Source organism: Marinobacter confluentis (assembly GCF_004785685.1).
Taxonomy (GTDB): Bacteria; Pseudomonadota; Gammaproteobacteria; order Pseudomonadales; family Oleiphilaceae; genus Marinobacter; species Marinobacter confluentis.
Map to the genome: position 1 here is coordinate 855,687 of NZ_SRPF01000002.1, position 14,773 is coordinate 870,459.

Annotated in this window: 10 protein-coding genes; 2 read left to right on the top strand and 8 right to left on the bottom strand. The window is 57.9% G+C overall.

Annotated elements, in window-relative coordinates:
- Positions 1-58: 58 nt before the first annotated feature.
- A complete protein-coding gene (locus E5Q11_RS09595) occupies positions 59-712 on the top strand; it encodes a TetR/AcrR family transcriptional regulator (protein ID WP_135803168.1) in 654 nt (217 codons plus the stop codon).
- Positions 713-717: 5 nt separating this feature from the next.
- Here the strand turns inward: E5Q11_RS09595 and astB are convergent, their stop codons facing one another.
- Genes astB through E5Q11_RS09625 form a run of 6 tightly spaced genes read right to left on the bottom strand, consistent with a single transcriptional unit; the run spans position 718 to position 8,454 of the window.
- Positions 718-2,058: an N-succinylarginine dihydrolase gene (gene astB, locus E5Q11_RS09600; protein WP_135803169.1), complete on the bottom strand. Its 1,341-nt coding sequence runs from the start codon at positions 2,056-2,058 to the stop codon at positions 718-720.
- An 11-nt stretch (positions 2,059-2,069) separates the two neighbouring features.
- The gene (gene astD / locus E5Q11_RS09605; RefSeq protein WP_135803170.1) at positions 2,070-3,545 is read right to left on the bottom strand and encodes a succinylglutamate-semialdehyde dehydrogenase; all 1,476 of its coding nucleotides are present in this window, start codon (positions 3,543-3,545) and stop codon (positions 2,070-2,072) included.
- A gap of 37 nt (positions 3,546-3,582) precedes the next feature.
- A complete protein-coding gene (gene astA / locus E5Q11_RS09610) occupies positions 3,583-4,692 on the bottom strand; it encodes an arginine N-succinyltransferase (protein ID WP_135803171.1) in 1,110 nt (369 codons plus the stop codon).
- Complete coding sequence (locus tag E5Q11_RS09615) at positions 4,686-5,711, bottom strand: arginine N-succinyltransferase (RefSeq protein ID WP_135803172.1); 1,026 nt, start codon at positions 5,709-5,711, stop codon at positions 4,686-4,688. The genes astA and E5Q11_RS09615 overlap by 7 nt, the downstream gene beginning before the upstream one ends.
- Before the next feature lie 22 nt (positions 5,712-5,733).
- A complete protein-coding gene (locus tag E5Q11_RS09620; protein WP_135803173.1) occupies positions 5,734-6,951 on the bottom strand; it encodes an aspartate aminotransferase family protein in 1,218 nt (405 codons plus the stop codon).
- Between the two features lie 48 nt (positions 6,952-6,999).
- Positions 7,000-8,454 (bottom strand): exonuclease domain-containing protein, encoded by a 1,455-nt coding sequence (locus tag E5Q11_RS09625; protein ID WP_135803174.1) that lies wholly within the window; start codon positions 8,452-8,454, stop codon positions 7,000-7,002.
- A 187-nt stretch (positions 8,455-8,641) separates the two neighbouring features.
- Here E5Q11_RS09625 and E5Q11_RS09630 point away from each other — a divergent pair, with 187 nt between their 5' ends.
- Positions 8,642-9,793 carry a DcaP family trimeric outer membrane transporter gene (locus tag E5Q11_RS09630; RefSeq protein ID WP_135803175.1) on the top strand — a complete coding sequence of 384 codons (1,152 nt, stop codon included), beginning with the start codon at positions 8,642-8,644 and terminating at the stop codon, positions 9,791-9,793.
- Between the two features lie 152 nt (positions 9,794-9,945).
- Here the strand turns inward: E5Q11_RS09630 and aceF are convergent, their stop codons facing one another.
- Both aceF and aceE read right to left on the bottom strand, forming a co-directional pair.
- Positions 9,946-11,622 (bottom strand): dihydrolipoyllysine-residue acetyltransferase, encoded by a 1,677-nt coding sequence (gene aceF / locus E5Q11_RS09635; protein WP_135803176.1) that lies wholly within the window; start codon positions 11,620-11,622, stop codon positions 9,946-9,948.
- A 10-nt stretch (positions 11,623-11,632) separates the two neighbouring features.
- Complete coding sequence (aceE, locus tag E5Q11_RS09640) at positions 11,633-14,302, bottom strand: pyruvate dehydrogenase (acetyl-transferring), homodimeric type (protein ID WP_135803177.1); 2,670 nt, start codon at positions 14,300-14,302, stop codon at positions 11,633-11,635.
- Between the last annotated feature and the right edge of the window lie 471 nt (positions 14,303-14,773).

Consider the following 14,773-nt stretch of genomic DNA (forward strand, 5'->3'; position numbering starts at 1 on the left):
TGAGTTTTCATTTACCCTATCCTTTATACTGACGTTGCCAACCCGCCCCAGGAAACCCATGACCGAACCCCTGAAAACCCGAAGAGAGAAGGAAAAGCAGGCCCGATACGACGCCATTCTTGACGCCGCCGAACTGGTCTTTTCGGAAAAAGGCTACGAGCGAACATCGATGGATGACATCGCGCGCACCGCCAGCCTCAGCCGGGCGCTTCTCTATGTCTACTTCAAGGACAAGGCTTCGATCCAGCGGGGGATCATGTTGCGGGCCGGCGAAAGTCTTCGCAGAAGATTCAAGGAAGCACGGGCGACCGCCAGCACCGGGCTGGCGCAGATTTCTGCCATGGGCCGGGCCTATTACCAGTTCTACCGGGACGAGCCGGACTATTTCAACGCACTGACCGCAGCATCAACCGCCATGGCCAGCGCTGATGAGGAACAGGCCGAGGCCATGATGTGCTCCAAATCGGATATGATGGAACTGATGGTAGGCGCCATACGCCTGGGGCTTGAAGACGGCACGATCGACCGCAACCGTATTCAGGACCCACTGGAGACCGCGCTTTATCTCAGGGGCGCCCTGCACGGCGTGATCATGCTTTGCCAGAGCGAGCAGGCAGGCTTTAACGCCATGGCTGGCCTCGACCAGGGCGCGGCGGAATCGCTGATCCGCCACACTATGGAGATGCTGACGACGTCAATCTCGGCGGGATAACCGGCCTACAGCTGGAAATCGTAGATCGAGCCCAGGCCCAGAATGCCGCTGAGTTCATCCAGCGCCTTGCGGACTTCCTCCAGCAGCATGGGATCGCCCAGATCCTCCTGGCTCAATTGATCCCGGTAATGGGCTTCAACCCAGGTGGTCAGCCGCTGATAAAGGGCATCCGTCATCAATACGCCCGGGTGCATGGCATTCAGCTCGTCGTCGTTCAAAACCACCCGAAGCCGCAGACACGCGGGCCCGCCGCCATTGCGCATGGACTGTTTGACATCGAACACCTCCACCGAGGTGATCGGGCCCGGGCCACTGACCAGGTCATCCAGATAACGGCTGACCGAATCAATTTCACGGCACTCGCCGGGCACCGCCAGCATCATGCCATCGGGTGTATTCAGCAACTGGCTGTTGAACAGATAGGAGGCCACCGCATCTTCCAGGGGCACCTGATCCCGGCTGACTCTAACCGCTTCCAGCTCTGCGCCGGTCAGGCGCGAGCGGATATCTGCCAGCACCCGACCTTCGTCCAGAAAGGCCATTTCATGGTAGAAAAGTGTGTTGCCATTGCCTACGGCGATAACGTCGTTGTGGAACACACCTGCGTCGATGGCATCCGGGTTCTGCTGGGCGAATACCGCGTTTCGGTCCGTTAAGCCATGCAACCGGGCAATAGCCTGGGACGCCTCCAGTGTCTGCCTTGCCGGGTAGCGCTTTGGCGCTGGTGCCTGCTCATTGAACGCCACCTGGCCATACACGAAAAGCTCAACACCCGGATCACCGTAACCGTTGCACAATCTGGTGTGGTTGGCGGCGCCCTCGTCCCCGAACTGGCTGACTGAAGGCAGCGCCGGATGGTGGGCGAAGTAGGCGTCATCCGCAAACATCGCTTTCAGCGCGCGACCGGTAACCCTGTGTTCGATGGAACGGTGAAACTTGGCACTGAGGTTCGCAGGCGTGAAATGCACCCGGTGGTCTGCGGTGTCGGCACTGGGCGATACGGTCGCCGCGTTCGCCGTCCACATGGTGGAAGCGGAAGACACCGCGGCCAGTATCGACGGGTGGTTTTCGGCGGCGGCTCTTAGCACCTGTTCATCCGTGCCTTCAAAACCCAGCGCCCTGAGCGTTGGCAGATGAGGCCTTTCGTGGGGCGGCAGTACGCCCTGTACATAGCCCCGGTCTGCCAGCCGTTTCATCTTGGCCAGGCCCTGCAACGCCGCTTCCTTTGGGTTGGACACCGCGTGGACGTTGGATTTTGACGCGACATTGCCCCAGGACAATCCAGCGTAGTTGTGAGTCGGCCCTACCAGGCCATCGAAATTGGCTTCTACCGCGTGTCTGGCCATGATCGGTTCCGTCAGTCGAAGTTGAGCCCCGGGGCGAGCGTATCCGGCACCTGGCTTTTCTCTGCCTCAAGGGAGGCCATGGGCCAGGCGCAGTAATCTGCCGCGTAATAGGCGCTGGCACGATGGTTACCGCTGGCACCGACACCCCCGAAAGGTGCAGCGCTGCTGGCGCCGGTCAGAGGCCGATTCCAGTTTACGATGCCGGCGCGGACCTCTTCGGTCAGCCGCTCATAAAGCGCCCGATCATCGGTGAGTATCCCTGCGGACAGACCAAAGCGGGTGTTGTTGGCCAGCTCCATCGCATGATCGAAGTCCTTATAACGGTGAACCGTCAGCAAGGGCCCGAAGAATTCCTCGTCCACCATCTCCAATCCGGTTACATCAATGATCCCCGGTGACAGCAAACCGGTGTCATCTTGCAAGCGGGTCATTTCCAGCAGCGACTCAGCGCCTTTTTGCAACAGGCTCTGCTGGGCTTCAAGCAACCTGTCCGCGGCGTTGGATGAGATCACCGACCCCATGAACGGCTGGGGATCAGCGTCGAATTCGCCCACTGAAATCTGGCTGACCACACTGACAAAGCGATGGAGAAAACGATCCCCTTCGTCCCCTTCCGGCACCAGCAGGCGCCGGGCACAGGTGCAACGCTGACCGGCGGAGAGAAAGGCAGACTGCAGTGCGTGGTGCACCGCACCATCAAGATCAGACACATCCTGGACAATCAACGGGTTGTTGCCGCCCATTTCCAGGGCCAGAATTTTTTCCGGTTGGCCGCCAAACTGCCGGTGCAGCAGGTGACCGACGGTGGAGCTTCCAGTGAAAAAGAGGCCGTCAACACCCGGATGGGCCGACAGGCCTTTACCGGTCAGCGCCGCCCCCTGAACAAGATTGAGCACGCCCCCGGGCAGCCCCGCTTTTTCCCAGAGCCGGACCGTCATCTCTGCCACACCCGGGGTCAGTTCGCTGGGTTTGAACAAAACGGTATTACCTGCCAGCAGCGCAGGCACGATATGCCCGTTGGGCAGGTGGCCAGGAAAGTTGTAGGGGCCGAACACCGCCACCACACCGTGGGGCCGGTGCCGCAGCACCGCGTGCCCGGCCGGCACATCGGATTCGCTGTGTCCGGTGCGGTCATGGTAAGCATTGATGGAGATACCGATCTTGCCAATCATCGCCGCCACTTCCGTGCGGGATTCCCACAGCGGTTTACCGGTTTCCAGGCCGATCTGATGGGCCAGCGCTTCCTTGTTCTGCTCTAGCTGCTCGCCAAAGGCTTTAATGACGGCCTGCCGGACCTCAAAGGGCGTTCTACGCCACTCGGCAAAGGCATCACGGGCCTCGCGCACCGCTGCATCGATATCTTCAAAACTGGCGCTGGTGCCGGACCAGACCGTCTCGCCGGTTACCGGCTGGATGGATTCGAACTCATCGCCGTGGCCCTGAATCCAGACTCCCCTGATGTACAGGTCACCTGTGAGGGTAGCCATATAGAAACTCCTTAAAAAACAGTGCCGACTTGCAAATTCAGCCCCGGGAGGACCGGCCGGCGTGATCAGCATCCCTACGACTGTAGGTGGGATTCCGCCCGGTGTCCTTCAAGGGGGCCAGGCGAACCCGATCCCCGGCTTCCACGCCCAGGGCACTGGCCACTGGCTGGCTGAGACTTATGGTTTCAATGCCGACGCAGTTGGCCGGCACCGTCGTTACCCTGAAATTCTGGAAGGACCCATTGCAGACCATGATCTCGCTCCTGTCCGCCTGCTCATCCACCTGATCAACCGCCGGTTTTATTGACCGGATCATCACAATGCGGTCGGTCGACTCGCGCACCGTGCGTATGTTGTGGACAAAGGCCTCGACCACTGGCCCGCCGTCAAAAATATCCACCATGCCGTTAAAGTTGAAGCCTTCTGCCTGCAGCATTTTTAGCGCCGGGGCGGTGTTGTCGTGCACTCGGCCAATGACCGAGCGGGCTTCGTCCGGCAGCATTGGAAGATAGATGGGAAACTTCGGCATCAGCTCGGCAATGAACGATTTATTGCCAAGCCCGGACAGCATATCGGCTTCGGTAAAATCCATGTCGAAGAACTGGCGGCCAAGGGCATCCCAGAGCGGGCTGCGCCCTTCCTTATCTGACACACCGCGCATTTCAGCGAACACCTTCTCTGAGAAGTGCCGGCGAAACTGGTCCAGGAACATGAACCGGCATCGCGACAACAACAGCCCGTTGCCACCTCCGCGATGGGAGTCCGACAGCAGCAGTGAGCAGATCTCTGAGGTGTCCGTCATGTCGTTGGACAGGTGCAGGGTTGGCGTTCGCACGTGAACCCCCAGTTCCCGGGACGCATTGACGGTCACGCTCAGCCGGTAATTGTAGAACACCTCGTCCAGGCCAACCCGAGCCTGGATACCGCTGATGCCCACGCATCGCTGCAGTTCGGTATCTTCCAGGGCGAACAGGTAAAGGCCGGCTTCCGGGGCGCAGCGCTGATCAAAGGTATCCCTAGCGTGGCGAATCTTGCGCTGCAACAGTTCCCGGTCTGCGGGCAACGTAGTCAGGCCTTTACCGGCTGATTGGGCCATGGCATAGAGCGCTTCAAGGTCGTTGTCCTGCAGCGGGCGGATAATCAGCATGGGGACACCCGAACACTGTCGCCGGCATCCAGGCCCAGGCAGTGCCAGGCTTTGACCGGCACTTTGATATCGCCGGTCAGGGCTTCCTGCATCGAGGTCACCGTGCAGCGGAACTGTGCCTGGATACCGCCGGAAATCAGGCAGCGTTCACCGTCATCGGTCGGGCTGCCATGCAGCTTGCCAGACAGACTGGAAACGATGGTTTTGAGGCTGTCTGTCCGGGCTTCAAGTACTGGCCCCGCATCAAAAATATCCAGATAGGCCCCTGCCTGGAAACCTTCACGCTGAAGCAGTTCATAGGTGGCCCGGGTTTTTTCATGGGCCTGACCCAATGCCGCCTGGGCTTCCGGCGTTAGCAGGGTGACGTAGATCGGATTCGGCGGCATCAGCTCGGCGATAAAGGTTTTGCTGAGCGCGCCGGAATGCTGGTCTGCCGTCTCGAAATCCATATTGAAAAAATGACGCCCCAGGCTGTCCCAGAACGGCACCTCGCCGTTTTCAGTCTGCACGCCCTGGATTTCCACAACCGTGTGATCACTGAACAGCGGTCGATGGCTGGCGATGAACATCAACCGTGCCCGGGATAACAGCTCGAACGCTTCGCTTCCCTTGAGTTCCGGGTCGATAGTGAAAGCACACAGCAAGGTGTGGCCGGTCAGTGCGTGAGAGGGATACAGAACGTCTACCCGATTGGACACACCCAGCTCGTGAGAGGCGTGTATAAGAGCATCTTTACGGTAGTTGTAGAAGGGCTGTCCGTGCCCAGCGCTGGAGTCGATACCGGCAACACCTCGAACGTCGCCGGTGTCGGTGTTCTCCAGCACAAACAGAAAGCGCAGGGTTTCGTCGGGTCCAGTCGTGCCACCAGCATTTTGAAAAGCCCGAACCGACTGCTCGATTTTTGCTGCCAGGGCTTCATCTTTTCTGGGCAGCGTTGAGGACAACCGGGGGCCGATACCCTCGGCCAGCGCCAGAATAGCTTTCAGGTCGCCCGGCTGTGCCGGTCGCACCAGCCACATAGGCAGCTCCTCTCGTTGGCGGTTACTGACCGACCACTCGCTTTACAGCGGCTTCGAAACGGGTCAGGGCTTCGTCCAGGTCAGGCTCGGGGATAATCAGTGAGGGCGCAAGCCGAATCACGTTGGGGCCGGCAATCAGCACCATGACACCCTCTTCAATACCTGCCGCGAGGAATTCCTTCGCCTTGCCCTGCCATTGGTCAGACATCACGCAACCTAGCAAAAGCCCGGCGCCGCGCACTTCGCTGAACACGCCGTAGCGCTCACCAATGTCCATCATGCCCTTACGCAGCTTGTCAGAGCGGGCCGCCACGCCTTTCAGGATATCGCCCTGGCTGACGGTATCCACCACCCGCTGGGCCACCGCACAGGCCAGCGCGTTGCCGCCGTAGGTGCTGCCATGGGTTCCCACCACGAAACTTTCAGCAATCTTCGTTGTGGTGAGCATTGCCGCCACCGGGAAGCCGCCACCCAGGCTTTTGGCGGTGGATAGAATATCCGGAGTCACGCCGTACATCTGGTAGGCGTAGAGGTGACCGGTGCGGCCAACGCCGGACTGCACTTCATCAAACACCAGCAGGGCATTGTGTTCATCGCACAGCTTCCGAAGGCCCTTCAGGAAATCCTCATCAGCGGGCATGACGCCGCCTTCACCCTGAATCGGCTCTACCACTACAGCGCAGGTTCTGTCTTTCGAAATCAGCTTTTTCACCGATTCCAGATCGTTGAAATCCGCATGCTGGATACCCCCGGGAGCCGGCTCGAAGCCTTCCAGGTATTTGGGTTGCCCGCCCACGCTGACGGTGAACAGCGTCCGCCCGTGAAAGGCGTTTTTAAAGGCAATGATTTCGTTTTTCTCCGGCCCGGTGTGCTGCCAGGCGTAGCGCCGGGCCAGTTTGAACGCCGCTTCGTTGGCTTCCGCCCCGGAGTTGGCAAAGAACACCCGTTCGGCAAAGGTCAGGTCACACAGGGTTTTCGCCAGGCGCAGTGCAGGTTCGTTGGTCATCACATTGGACAGATGCCAGATTTTCTCTGCCTGCTCCATCAGTGCGCTCACCAGCCCCGGGTGCGAGTGGCCCAGACAGGTCACGGCGATGCCGCCGGCTAGATCAATGAACTCACGCTCTTCCTGATCCCATACCCGCGAGCCTTCGCCCCTGACCGGAATCACCTTTCCGGGGGCGTAGTTAGGGACCATGACTTCATCAAACAATTCGCGACTGACCGGCTGTTTATTCATTGGCATCTCTCAAGCGTTATCTCAGATATGAGTTCGATGATACGCCACTCAGGGCATCAGCACATCCGGAGAACCCACTGCATTCAGCTCGATTACTTCCAGTGGGCGCTGCTGACTTCTGGCCATCAGTGTTTTAACGATCAGTTTGTAGGAGTCCAGATCAAAATTCACCGCCTGGCTGTTCAGAGACAGGTCCGCCAGCTCCTCGCGTTCATGCACCGTGGCTACGTGCATCCAATTGTAGACTATGAGAATGTCCGTCCGTTCACGATCCGGATTATGCTCAACCACCCCTACCGGCCCTTTCCATGGCCAGGTTTTCAGACGCAGGCCGTGGAAGGCAATCTGCATGCGCAGGTTGTACTTGACCCTGTCTTCTCCGCCGTCGCACGCACCCTTGCAGCGCCCCAGTGTCCGCTGGAAACAGGGGCCTTCCTGGTCGGGCTCCAGGCCAAGCAGCTTGTTGCACAGATCGTTCTTGGCGGCGATGCCGCTGAGCGCCTTTTCTGCGTCTTTCTTGCTGCGGAAAAGACCGAAGTAATCCCCCAGCCTGTGGGGCTCGATTTCCCGAACCAGGCGCGCCTGAAGGTAGCCCTGACTGTTCTCCGTCAGTTCAATGCTGACCAGATTCTTGGCGGCCCGAGAGCGGCGGTTGAACAGCGGCTTCATCTGCTTGATCTGTCTCAGTTCCAGCAACAGTGCGCCCAGTTCCCCGGCGGTTTCGGTCCAGTCCACCCGCCGCAGGCTTTCGGACATTCTGACCCCACGGCTGGTGTTGTGGTCCCCGGAAAAATGCGAGGCCACCCGCTGGGCAATGTTGGTGCTTTTGCCCACGTATAGCAGTACGTCATTCTCACCGTAGAAGCGATAGACCCCAGGCGCCCGGGGCAGATCATGGAGTATGTCAGTCGGCAGGTGGGAGGGAATGCTGGGCCGCTGCAGCAGATTGTTCAGGGCCGCGTTCATGGGCTCCGGCCCGTGCTCGGCCAGCGCATGCTCGAAGAACGCCAGCATAGCCGCCACATCCCCCATGGCGCGGTGGCGCTGTACCCGGGCCAGGTTGTGTCGATCGATCAGCGCATCCATGTTATGACGACGGAATTCCGGGTACAGGCGCCGGGAAAGCTTCACCGTGCAAAGCACCTTCGCGGAGAACAATCGGCCCAGGCGGCGAAATTCGGATTTGATAAAGCCGTAATCAAAGCGCGCGTTGTGGGCGACAAATATTTTGCCCTCAAGTTGGGCTTCCAGATCATCCGCAATCGCTTCAAATCTGGGGGCGTCTGCCACCATCTCGTTCGATATACCGGTGAACCGTTCGATGAAGGGTGAGATGCGGGTTTCGGGATTCAGCAGGGTCTGCCACTGCCCCACCATTTCGCCATCCCGCCAGAAGCGAATGCCGATTTCGGTAATCCGGTCCCGGGATGAATTACCGCCGGTTGTCTCGATGTCGAGAAACGCAAAGGTGTTTGAAGTCAGGGTATCTGCTTTGTTGGCCATGGCCCATTCTACGCCACAGAACAGAGTGCGGATGGTTGGGGACCAGCAAGGTCGTCAAAAGTTCATCGCAGGAAAATTCGGCTGTATAGACATTAGTATGATTAATGCACGAATTTAATTGTGTAGTCACTGATTGGTAATTATTTTAAGGGTGTTCGAACAATAATAACGTGTGGAGAAAACAATAATGCAAAGCAACAAATTAAGACTCGCTATTCGTGCAACGGCAGCCGCCGCTGTTTTCAGTGTTGCAGGTCAGGCTAATGCGATCGAGCTGAACCCCGGAGAGTGGAAAGCAGACCTGTATGGTTTTGCTCGTATGGCAGCGGCCTATGACATTGATCAGGATATCGCCTCTGGCGGCCGCGCTGGCAACTTCGCCAGCATTGCAACAGACGGCAGTGACACGAACGACGGCCACTTTGGCGCTGACGCCACCGGTACCCGTCTGGGTCTGACCACGACTTCCCCAGAAGGCGTAAAAGTTCTGGTCGAATTCGACTTCGACAATAGCGGGAACCTCGACCCTCGCCTGCGCCGCGGCTTCGGTGAATACAAGGGTGTTCTTATCGGTCAGGAATGGTCAAACTACAACAGCTTTGTAGGCAACCCTTCTATCCTCGACTGGGACAACCTGCCAGGCCGTGCTGGCCTCCAGAGCCGTATCACGCAAGCTCGGTATACAACTGGCGCCCTGTCTTTCTCAATTGAGGATGACACCAGCAGCTCCAGCGCTCAAACTAACGTTGCCGGCACAACTGGAGACAAATCGTCACTTCCAGTATTTACTGCGCGCCTGGAAGACAAAGCGGGCGGAATCAGCTACTCGGTTGGCGCACTGCTGAAACAGGTTTCCTATGACGACACTGTAGAAGACGATAGCGCAATCGGTTTCGCAACTTTCGTTGCAGGTCGCATTGCAGTGACGGATATGCTTACCATCATGGGCTCTGCAAGCTTTACTGACGGAGCAGCAAACTACATCTACCGGTCCGGTGAAAACTTCGGCGGCTTTGAAGCCTATGCCAAAACCAACGGTGACCTCGAGACCATCGAAGCCTATGGCGCCAACATCGGTGCTGGCCTGAACCTGGGCAACGGTCGGTCCATCAACGTCGGTTACGGCACAACAATGAAAGACCTGGATGATGGCGTTGACGATGGCGTAATCGCAGCTACAACTGCTGAGAGCAACACCATGGTTGCCGTGAACTACCAGTGGAAGCCGGTGAACCGCGTCAACATGGGCGTTGAGTTCGCTCGCCTGTCTACCGAGAATCAGAACGGTGACGACGGCGACGCCAACCGCGTGATGTTCGTAGGTCAGTACAACTTCTAAGCAACCGTTTAGAAGTCTTGAATACAAAAACCCCGGCTTCGGCCGGGGTTTTTGTTGGTTTGAAGAAAAGTAATCGGGCCTGGCACAAAAAAGCCGGCATGCTTTCCTTCGAAAGCATGCCGGCTTATGGCCGCGCTTCACTTCACATTGCGTTACAGCAGCAGCGACCGGATGTCGCCCAACAACTGGGCCAGCAGCGTGGTGAAACGGGCTGCGTCGGCGCCGTTCACCGCCCGATGGTCGTAGGACAGCGACAGCGGGCACATCAGCCGTGGCTGGAATTCCTTGCCATCCCAGACCGGCTTCATGGCCGCTTTGGAAACACCCAGAATCGCCACCTCAGGGGTGTTCACGATGGGCGTAAACGCCGTACCGCCGATGCCACCCAGGCTGGTGATGGTAAAACAGGCGCCCTGCATTTCTGCCGGCTTCAGCTGTTTGTCACGGGCTTTCTGGGCCAGCTCGGCACTTTCCGCCGCCAGTTCCCAAAGGCCCTTCTTGTCCACATCCTTGATCACCGGCACCATCAGCCCGTTGGGCGTATCAACCGCGATACCAATGTGGATGAACTTCTTGCGGATGACTTCCTTGCGGTCCATATCCAGCGACACGTTGAACTGCGGCAGTTCCGCCAGCGCGGTGGCGCAGGCCTTGAGCAGGAACGGCAGCGGCGTCATCTTCACGCCCTTCTTCTCGCCCGCCGCTTTCTGCGACTTGCGGAAGTCCTCCATATCGGTGATGTCCGCATCCTCAAACTGGGTCACGTGGGGCACGTTCAACCAGCTGCGCTGCATGTTGTTGGCCGTAGCGAACATCATGCGGGACATGGATTCCCGTTCAATCTCACCAAACTGGCTGAAGTCCGGCAGCTTGACGCCCGGAATACCGGAGCCACCACCACCTGCCACAACGCTACCCTGCTGGGTCTGCTGCAGCTGGCTTTTCACATAGGCCTGAATGTCGTCTTTCAGGATCCGGTTCTTGGGGCCGGAACCCTTGACGCGGGTAAGGTCTGCACCCATTTCCCGCGCCAACTTTCGAACTGCCGGGCCGGCATGAACCTTGGCGCCTGGCGCTGGCGGTTCGTAGGTTGCCGATGCAGGCTCGGCCTTTGGCTCTTCGCTCTTACCCTGAGGCCTGGACTCACTTTCCTGCTTGCTGTCACTGGCGGCGGGCTCGGAAGACGCGCTTTCCTCGCCTGCCTCTTCGTCATCGCCAGAATCCCCGTCTTCCACCACCGTCATTTCAATCAGGTCATGGCCTTCGGAGATCTTGTCGCCCTCGGACACCAGGATTTTGCCAACCTTGCCGGCGAAGGGGGACGGAATTTCCATGGTGGCCTTGTCGGACTCCACGGTCACCAGCGGGTCGTCCACCTGAATCTCGTCGCCTTCGCTGACGTTGATCTCAATGATCGGCACATTGTCGAAGCCGTCCAGCGCCGGCACCTGCACGGTTTCCTTGCGGGAACCGCCGGATTTCTTCGGCGCAGGCTTTTTTTCTTCGGCCGGTGCTTCAGCTTTTTCTTCGGTTTTGGCTTCCGGTTCGGCTTTGGCTTCTTCTTTCTCGCCATCGTCCGAACCCGCGTCGGCACTGGTTTCCATCATGCCAACCACATCGCCTTCTTTGACCTTGTCACCCACCTTGACGGTGATTTTGGTGATCTTGCCGGCACCCGGAGAGGGCAGCTCAACGGAGGCCTTGTCGGATTCGACGGTCAGAATCGGGTCTTCTGCTTCAACCGAATCTCCCTGACTGACGAGAATTTCGATAACTTCGACCTCATCAGCGCCGCCGAGATCGGGAACCTTGATTTCCTGTTCACTCATGACGATCTCCTCAAGCCAGCACCGGGTTCGTTTTGTTGCGATCGATTCCGTATTTGCGCATAGCTTCGAGAACCACATCCTGTTTTATCTCGCCATCACGAGCCAGGGCTGACAGCGCCGTGACCGCGACATAGTAGCGATCCACTTCAAAGTGGCTACGCAGTTTCTCGCGAGTGTCACTGCGGCCGTATCCGTCGGTACCCAGGGTCAGGTAGGTCTTGGGAATAAACGCCCTTACCTGCTCCGACAGCAGCTTGATGTAGTCAGTGGATGACACCACTGGCCCCTGCTGGCCTTCCAGGCACTGTGTGATGTATGCCTTCTTGGGGGTGTCGTCCGGATGCAGACGGTTCCAGCGCTCGATGTGAAGGCCGTCGCGGGCCAGCTCGTTGTAGCTGGTTACGCTCCAGACATCACTGGCCACATCAAAATCGTCTTTCAGCATCTGGGCCGCGGCACGGACCTCATTCAGGATCGCGCCTGCCCCCATCAGCTGAACCCGGGGCGACTTCTTCTTGCCCTTGGTCTCGACTGATTCAAGCAGATACATGCCCTTGATAATGCCGTCTTCGACCTTCTTGCCTTTCGGCATGGCCGGCTGCTCGTAGTTTTCGTTCTCGATGGTCAGGTAGTAGTAGACGTTCTGGTTGTCCTCGAACATCTCCTTGATCCCCTGGCGAACGATCACCGCCATCTCATAACCGTAGGACGGATCATAGGACTTGCAGCTCGGAACTGTCTGGGCCAGCACGTGGCTGTGGCCGTCCTGGTGCTGCAGGCCTTCGCCGTTAAGCGTGGTTCGCCCGGCGGTGCCGCCGATCAGGAAGCCACGGGCCTGGATATCACCAGCGGCCCAGGCCAGATCGCCCACCCGCTGGAAACCGAACATCGAATAGAAGATGTAGAACGGAATCAGCGGGAAATTGTTGGTGCTGTAGGAAGTGGCCGCCGCAATCCAGGCCGCCATGGAGCCATCCTCGTTGATGCCCTCTTCCAGAATCTGGCCCTTCTTGTCTTCCCGGTAGTACATGATCTGTTCACGGTCTTCCGGCACATACTTCTGGCCTTCGGAGGTGTAGATCCCCAGTTGCCGGAACATGCCTTCCATGCCAAAAGTGCGGGCTTCGTCCGGAACAATCGGTACTACCCGCTTGCCGATGCGCTTGTCTTTGGTCAACGCCGTCAGCAGGCGAACAAACGCCATGGTGGTGGAAATTTCGCGGCCGTTGGAGCCGTCCAGCAGCGCTTTGAAAGTATCCAGCGACGGGGTTTCCAGACGCTGGCAGTCTTTACGACGCTTGGGATAGAAACCGCCCAGCTCCTGACGCCGCTTGTTCATGTAGACGATTTCAGGGCTGTCCGGCGCGGGACGGAAGTAAGGCACGTCTTTCAGCTCGTCGTCCTTCAGCGGAATCGCGAAGCGATCACGGAAGGCCTTGAGCTGTTCAATATCCATCTTCTTGAGGGAGTGCGCGGTGTTCTGTGCCTCGCCGGCCGTACCGAAGCCATAACCTTTGATAGTGTGGGCCAGAATCACAGTCGGGCGGTCGCCGTGATCGTTCACGGCTTTGTGATAGGCCGCGTAGATCTTGTAGGGGTCGTGGCCGCCACGGTTGAGGCGGTTAATGTCTTCATCAGACAGGTTCTCGACCAGCTTGGACAGCTCCGGGTATTTGCCGAAGAAGTTCTTGCGCGTATAGGCCGGGCCGTTGCTCTTGAAATTCTGGAGGTCGCCGTCGACTGCTTCGTCCATTACCCGTTGCATCAAGCCGTCCTTGTCTTTCTCGAACAGTGGGTCCCACATGCGGCCCCAGACAACCTTGAGCACGTTCCAGCCAGCACCACGGAAGATGCCTTCCAGTTCCTGGATGATCTTGCCGTTACCGCGCACCGGGCCGTCCAGACGCTGCAGGTTACAGTTCACCACGAAGATGAGGTTGCTCAGGTGCTCACGACCGGCCATGGAAATGGAGCCCAGGGTTTCCGGCTCGTCACATTCGCCGTCACCAACGAAACACCACACCTTGCGCTCGCCCATGTCGATCAGCTCACGGCTGTGCAGGTACTTCATGACGTGGGCCTGGTAGATCGCCTGAATCGGGCCCAGGCCCATGGAAACAGTCGGGAACTGCCAGTAGTCCGGCATCAGCCAGGGGTGGGGGTAGGAAGACAGCCCAGTGCCGTCGACTTCCTCACGGTATTTGTCCAGCTGGCTTTCATCAAAACGGCCTTCGAGATAGGACCGGGCATAGATACCGGGGGATGAATGGCCCTGGAAGTAGATCAGGTCCGATTCCCGCTTTTCATCACCACCGTGGAAGAAGTAGTTGAAGCCCACATCGTAGAGCGTGGCAGCTGAAGAGAAGGACGACACATGGCCACCCAGGTCACCCGGGCGCTGGTTGGCGCGCATAACCATCGCCATGGCGTTCCAGCGAATCAGTGACCGGATTCTGCGCTCCATGAACAGGTCGCCGGGCATTCTGGCTTCCTGGGTAACGGGAATGCTGTTCCGGAAAGGCGTGGTGATTGAATAGGGCAACTCGGTGCCATCTCGGCTCGCCCGCTCTGACAGGCGTTCGAGTATGTACTTGGCGCGGTCCACGCCCTCCTGATCAATCAGCGATTCCAACGCATCCAGCCATTCACTGGTCTCTGTGGGATCATCGTCCTGGTACATCAAAACCTCCGCTTAACACGCTCTGTGTAAATTATTCTCTGTGTCGATAAAAAGGTGCAGCACCGAATCCATCAAGCATAGAACAGGATGGCGGTTTTGACCGCCCGCAATCGCGAGGTCGTTATTAAATTACGACAGTAAATCGCTGTTCTTGGCAAAAACCAGGCCGGAAAGGGCTTATCTTTAGTTTAATTACGCAATATTGTCGAAATAGGGGGTTCTAAACAAGGGACATGAGACCAATGTAGTATTTCACTCAGCCGGCCAAAAATCTTACCGCGCTAAAGAACTCTGCCACCGAAACTTTATCGTTTAACAATTTTTTGACGATTTTAGCCACATAATCTCGTTTTTAACCGGTTTTTCACTACGCTGACGCGAAGCTTTTAATTAGACCTGAAAATGAGTTTCTAATTATGTATACTCCGTTGCCCGTTTTTTAACCAACGCATTCAACCCAGGCATCCAGAG